We start from the raw sequence: 5006 nt of genomic DNA, 5'->3' as shown, positions 1-5006 counted from the left end.
GACGCTGCCTGAGCCGTTTTGCAGCAGCAGCCGGTCGTTTTTGCCGGGACGGAAGACGATGCGCTCGGTTTCCTTTAATTCAGGAGCCAACTGCAAGAGCTGGTGCAGATGGAATTTGCCCTTGAACAGGTTCAGCTTCTTGTACTGCGGATGCGAGCGGTCGCCGGTATTCTCGTCGCGAATCTCCAGCACGAGCTGGCCGACGAAGCCGCGACCCGCCTGTTTCAGATAACGCATCAGGAAGTACCCGGCTACGAGCAGCCCGCCGACGATCCCGCCGATCAGCGGCAGCAGCGAGGAGGATGACTCCTGCTCGTCTTCAGGGCCGGTCAGCGGCGGCTTGCTGGCCGCGCCACCCTTGGCGCTGACGGTGACGGGCGGGCTCTCGCGATAGAAGCTCGTCTCCTCGGCGCGCACGAAAATCTCGTAGTCATGCGCCTCTGGCAGCTCGTAGCTTCCCTCGAAGCTGGCGCCGTTTGCGGTCATCGCGACCTCCTCGGTCTTACCGGTGTCTATATCTTTGACGTGCATGACGGCAGTCATGTTGCTATATTGCGCCGCATCCGCCAGCGGCTGTCCGCCGCTGACGAGCGATGCGGCGATCTTCACCGAGTCGCCGGGCGCGTAGGCGGTCTGGCTGAGCGGCTCGATCGCGAGCTCCAGATCGTAGGTGAAGATCAGGTTAATATCGATTTTGTCCTGCGGCACGCCCTTGATCTGCAGCGTCCACTGCCCCTGAGCGGGCCGGAGCAGCTTGATCAGCGAGTAGCTCGACGAGCGGGTGAGCAGCACCTCGTCCGACGGGATCGCGACCTCTGCGCCGCTCGGATCGAGCAACCGGGCCTCGACAGGCTGCGAGGACATGACCGAGATGTTGGCCTCCAGTACGTTGGCATTGGGCACCTGGATCGGGATGTCGCGGACAGTGCCATCGGCGGTAAACGAGTCCACCGGCACGATGTTCAACTCCTGATGGGCGGCGAAGATCTCGCTCAGGATTCTCGGCAGATCGTCGGCGGTGTTGGTGGCGAACGACTTGCCGCCGGTCTGATCGGAGATGCCGGCCAGCACATCGCTGTTGAGCGAGCCGTTGGCATTGAGTCCGATCGTGTAGACCGGGATGCCTTCCGCTTGCGCCTGCTGCAGCGCTGCCGCCTTCTCCTGATCCGAGTCGGCGGCGGTGCGTCCGGTCTTCGGATCGTAATCGTTGTTGCCGTCGGTGAACAGGATGATCAACGGCTCGTGATTGGGATCGGCAGCATCCCGGAGCTGCTGCAGGGCGGCGGTCAGGCCGACGGACGTATCGGTATAGGTGCCGCGACCGAGCTGGTCGATGAAGGTCTTGAGCGTCTCCTTGTCGGCTTGCGACTGGATCGAGAGCAGCGCCTTCTCCCGCTCGATACGATCTGTGTAGGCGACGACCCCGACCTTGTCGCCCTGGGCGGAGAGCATGTCGATGAACATCTTCATCGCTTCTGCGCCGATATTGTTCGGGTCGCTGCTGTTCATCGACTTGCTCACATCGAGCAACAGCACGGCGTCCAGCTTGGCGCTCGCTCCGCCCTGCGATGCCGGAGGCGAAGCGTGCGCAGGCGCTGCGACAGCTAGCAGCAGGGAGAGGACGAGCAGGATGTATAGATATCGATGCGTTGCGCGTATACGTAATGGCATAGGTTTTACTCCTTTGGACAGATTGAGTGGCATGGTTCGCCAAGTTCTCGTGGACCTACCAATAGTGATATACTATAGAGTATAACTGATGATTGCCTAACTTTCACATTTTCCACCGCCTGCGCGCCGCGAGCAACAGAAGAGAGGTGTCTGCCTATGGTTACATACGTATGTATCGGGATCGTGTTTCTTTTTACGGGAATAAGAATTGCGCTGTACTATATCCGGGCCCGTCGGACGCCGGAGCCGCGCGATCTGGAGCACTCGCTGTTGTCGGTGCTGCGACAGGGCAGGCGTGAGACGCGATGACGACGAGAGAAGCAGTGCTGCTGAAGCCGTTCGAGCGGCCGGAGTACGCCTACCAGAAGCTGAGCCGGTGCAGGGGCTGCGGCGCTTATACGGTGCTCCGGGAGGAGGAATGCCCTGCCTGCCATAAGCGCAAGCTCATCCCGATCGAGGAGGAGGCGGCGGCGCGGGCGCGCCAGTCGATGTGGTTCGAGCGGCTCGTCGTGCTCGTGTTCGGCGCGGCGGCCGTCTACTTCGCCGGGGAGGATGTGCCGCTCTTGGCGCTCGCGCTCGGCGGCGGCATCCTGTCGCTGGTCCTGCTCTGGCGCGTCCAGCTGCGGATGCTGCCGGGTCAGCGGCTGCGGCGGCTGGCACAGCTCTTCGAGCGGGAGGGCGATCGGGTCATTCACGGACTGATGGAGGACCGGGAGGATGCGATCGCGGTGTTCCGCAGCGGCGACAAGCCGCGCACCTACGAGATGCTGCGGGAGATCGGCTATCTGATGCGCACCGACCCGATCAAGATGGAGCAGGTGCTGCTGCTGCAGACCTTCATCCTGCGCAAGGACATGGACCTGATGCTGGAGCCGCTCTTGATGGACCAGTTCAATGTCGATCTGGCCGCCTACATCGGCGAGATCGCCCGGCTCCGCAAGGATCTGATCAAGGAGAAGACGCTGCGTTATGTGATGGTGCATGAAGCGCAGTTCCGCCGGATGGAGGACGGCGAGGAGATCCTGACGCTGGTCGCGTCCGCCGCCGTGCGCCGCGCCAGGTACGTCAAGCTGTATCCGCATCTGCTGCTGCGCTACGCGCATCGGCTGCCGCGCGACCGCTTCATGCGGCTGTACCGGATCATCGCCGAGCGTCCGGCGGCGTATCGGGATGAGTTGGTCGCCGAGACATACAGGGTATATAAGGAGAAGTACCAGTCTTGAATGGAGAGGATGATAGCGATGACTGTATTTCGTAGCATGATTCCGCTGTTCCGAATGTTTGATGTGGAGAAGGCCAAGTCGTTTTACCTCGATTATCTCGGCTTCCAGCTCGACTGGGAGCAAGGTCCCTCGGAGGGGCTGCCGACGTATATGCAGATCTCGCTTCAGGACTGTACGCTTCATCTGACGGAGCATCACGGCGATTGTTGTCCGGGCGCAGCGGTCCGTATCGAGGTTGCAGGCATCGAGCGGCTGCACGCCGAGCTGCTGGGCAAAAACTATCTGTTCTCCCGGCCCGGCATCGAGAGCACGCCATGGGACAGCCGGGAGGTCAGCGTGCTCGACCCGTTCGGCAATCGCATCACGTTTTACGAGCAGGATAGCATCGGTTAGACAGATCAAGCTAGGACGACTGCGAGGCGTGCTTGTGTTAAGTTTTGCGCGTTGACACTCGAAGAACCCATACCATATAATAAACTTCTTTGCAAGATATCTTACGCTTCGCTATTGCCTGACAGCAGTGGAGAAATTACTGGAGGATTGTTATTCATGCAAGCAGCCGCCAATGGCAGCTACAACACCCCGCAGCCGAAGAGCATTCGTGTGATGCCGATTATGATCTCGCTGCTCATCAGCGGATTTATCGGACTGTTCAGCGAGACGGCTCTTAATATTGCGATTCATGAGCTGACGGGTTATTTTGATATTTCGAAGGCGACGGCGCAATGGCTGACGACAGGCTACCTGCTCACGCTAGGCGTGCTGGTGCCATTCTCGGGCGTCCTGTTGCAGTGGTTCACGACGAGGCAACTGTTCATCGCCTCTCTTGCCTTCTCGATCGTCGGTACGGTGATCGCCGCGATGGCGCCCAGCTTCGCCATCCTGATGACAGCGCGCGTCCTGCAAGCTGCAGGCACAGGTCTGCTGCTGCCGCTGATGTTCAACACGATCCTGATCGTCTTCCCTGTGGAGAAGCGGGGCGCGGCGATGGGCGTGATCGGTCTGGTCATCATGTTCGCGCCTGCGATCGGCCCGACCGCTGCCGGTCTGCTCATCGACAAGCTGGATTGGCACTGGATCTTCTGGCTGTCGCTGCCGTTCCTCATCCTGGCCCTGATCTGCGGCTTACTCTTCATGCAGAATGTGACGACGCCCACCAGACCACGCATTGATGTACTGTCGATCCTGCTCTCGACGATCGGCTTCGGCGGCATCGTCTTTGGCTTCAGCAGCGCCGGCGAAGGCGGCGGCGGCTGGAGCAGCCCGCTCGTCGTCGCTCCGATGGCGGTCGGATTCGTCGCCTTGTTGTTCTTTACCTTGCGTCAGCTGCGGATGGAGCAGCCGATGATCAATATGCGCGTCTTCCGTTATCCGATGTTCGTCCTCGGGCTGGCGATGGTGCTGTTCTGCATGATGATCATTCTCTCGTCGATGCTGATCCTGCCGCTCTACCTGCAGGGTGCGATGATGCTCTCGGCGCTGGCTGCCGGTCTGATGCTGCTGCCTGGCGGTCTGATGAACGGCTTGCTCTCGCCGGTGATGGGACGCCTGTTCGACCGGTTCGGTCCGCGTGGTCTAGTCATCCCGGGTCTGGTCATCGTCTCGATCGCGATGTGGCAGCTCTCGGGCATCACCCCGGAGACGCCGATCGCCTTTATCATCGTGATGCACTCGGCGATCATGGTCGGGATCTCGATGGTATGGATGCCGTCGCAGACCAACGGCCTGAACCAGCTGCCGCCAGAGCTGTACCCGGACGGCACAGCGGTCATGAACACGCTCCAGCAGGTTGCAGGCGCGATCGGCACGGCCGTAGCGGTCAGCATCCTCTCCAACGGCATCGCCCGCCAGCTGGCCGGAGCTTCCGACATTGCTGATCCCGCCGTACTCCTGCAAGCCAACACCGTTGGCACGCAGCAAGCGCTGCTGTTCTCGCTGGCTGTAACGGTAGCGGGCCTGATTCTCGCCCTGTTCATCCGCCGCGTCGTCGTCGACGGATCGACTCGTCAGGCGCCATCACACTAAATTTAAAAAAAGAGATTGCCCTCAAAATGGCCGAAGAGGCAGGGGATCGAATCTGTAGAAATGAAATTTATGCTTCCGAAGTCGCTT

General features: G+C 60.5%; 4 protein-coding genes. 3 read left to right on the top strand and 1 reads right to left on the bottom strand.

The genetic code is table 11. The features are described 5' to 3' along the window. Window positions 1-1671 (bottom strand): vWA domain-containing protein (locus tag PA598K_RS25070; RefSeq protein WP_128659597.1); only part of this gene is annotated, 1671 nt, incomplete at its 3' end. 305 nt (window positions 1672-1976) lie between these two features. Between PA598K_RS25070 and PA598K_RS25065 the strand changes: the two genes are divergently transcribed. The 3 genes from PA598K_RS25065 (at window position 1977) to PA598K_RS25055 (ending at window position 4919) form a co-directional block, all read left to right on the top strand. After that, entirely contained in the window at window positions 1977-2894 is a 918-nt protein-coding gene (locus PA598K_RS25065; RefSeq protein WP_128659582.1) for a hypothetical protein, read from the top strand. A gap of 18 nt (window positions 2895-2912) precedes the next feature. Continuing rightward, window positions 2913-3287 (top strand): glyoxalase superfamily protein, encoded by a 375-nt coding sequence (locus PA598K_RS25060; RefSeq protein WP_128659581.1) that lies wholly within the window; start codon window positions 2913-2915, stop codon window positions 3285-3287. A gap of 156 nt (window positions 3288-3443) precedes the next feature. Continuing rightward, complete coding sequence (locus PA598K_RS25055; RefSeq protein WP_128659580.1) at window positions 3444-4919, top strand: DHA2 family efflux MFS transporter permease subunit; 1476 nt, start codon at window positions 3444-3446, stop codon at window positions 4917-4919. Window positions 4920-5006: the final 87 nt, after the last annotated feature.

It is taken from the genome of Paenibacillus sp. 598K, assembly GCF_003851045.1.
Classification (GTDB): domain Bacteria; phylum Bacillota; class Bacilli; order Paenibacillales; family Paenibacillaceae; genus Paenibacillus_D.
This window is presented reverse-complemented; position numbering and strand designations above follow the sequence as displayed.

What these genes read in the sequence shown, in the direction of transcription:
- PA598K_RS25055 (WP_128659580.1), top strand. Translation starts at nt 3,444, where the DNA reads ATGCAAGCAGCCGCCAATGGCAGCTACAACACCCCGCAGCCGAAGAGC.
- PA598K_RS25060 (WP_128659581.1), top strand. Translation starts at nt 2,913, where the DNA reads ATGACTGTATTTCGTAGCATGATTCCGCTGTTCCGAATGTTTGATGTG.
- PA598K_RS25065 (WP_128659582.1), top strand. Translation starts at nt 1,977, where the DNA reads ATGACGACGAGAGAAGCAGTGCTGCTGAAGCCGTTCGAGCGGCCGGAG.